General features: G+C 47.6%; 6 tRNA genes. All 6 read right to left on the bottom strand.

Annotated features, from left to right (window positions below):
- Positions 1 to 16: 16 nt before the first annotated feature.
- A tRNA-Ser gene (locus ACTXGU_RS22265) sits at positions 17 to 109 on the bottom strand.
- An 8-nt stretch (positions 110 to 117) separates the two neighbouring features.
- Positions 118 to 194, bottom strand: a tRNA-Ile gene (locus tag ACTXGU_RS22260).
- Positions 195 to 390: 196 nt separating this feature from the next.
- Positions 391 to 467 (bottom strand) — tRNA-Met (locus ACTXGU_RS22255).
- Positions 468 to 484: 17 nt separating this feature from the next.
- Positions 485 to 560 (bottom strand) — tRNA-Ala (locus ACTXGU_RS22250).
- Between the two features lie 17 nt (positions 561 to 577).
- Positions 578 to 654 (bottom strand) — tRNA-Pro (locus ACTXGU_RS22245).
- 5 nt (positions 655 to 659) lie between these two features.
- Positions 660 to 736: transfer RNA gene (locus tag ACTXGU_RS22240), tRNA-Arg, on the bottom strand.
- Positions 737 to 744: the final 8 nt, after the last annotated feature.

Here is a 744-nt window from a genome sequence, read left to right as displayed (position 1 = left end):
TTAATTGTTTATCAAATGGAGGAGGAAAGGGGATTCGAACCCCTGCGCGGTTTGACCCGCCTGTCGGTTTTCAAGACCGATCCCTTCAGCCGGACTTGGGTATTCCTCCTCGATAAATGGTGGACCTTGTAGGACTCGAACCTACGACCGGACGGTTATGAGCCGTCTGCTCTAACCAACTGAGCTAAAGGTCCAAATAAAGTAAATGTCAATATTTTGTTTTGCTTTAAAATGTCTGTCCTCATCTCAGTAGGATTATTCAAGAAGCTATTCGATGAGTACAACTCGAAGATTATTCATGATGTACTTCCTCGTTGCTCTAACCAACTGAGCTAAAGGTCCAAATAAAAGTACTATTATTTTTTTGTTATAAAATCTATCTTAATTATTTGGTAGCGGCAGAGGGGATCGAACCCCCGACCTCACGGGTATGAACCGTACGCTCTAGCCAGCTGAGCTACGCCGCCATAATTAATTATTTGATTGGTGGAGCCTAGCGGGATCGAACCGCTGACCTCCTGCGTGCAAGGCAGGCGCTCTCCCAGCTGAGCTAAGGCCCCATCTTTTATGCTCTTCCTGGTCGGGAAGACAGGATTCGAACCTGCGACCCCTTGGTCCCAAACCAAGTGCTCTACCAAGCTGAGCTACTTCCCGATATATGGCGCGCCCGAAAGGAGTCGAACCCATAACCTTCTGATCCGTAGTCAGACGCTCTATCCAATTGAGCTACGGGCGCTAAATCTT

This window comes from Niallia sp. 01092, assembly GCF_052318935.1.
Classification (GTDB): domain Bacteria; phylum Bacillota; class Bacilli; order Bacillales; family Cytobacillaceae; genus Niallia.
This window is presented reverse-complemented; position numbering and strand designations above follow the sequence as displayed.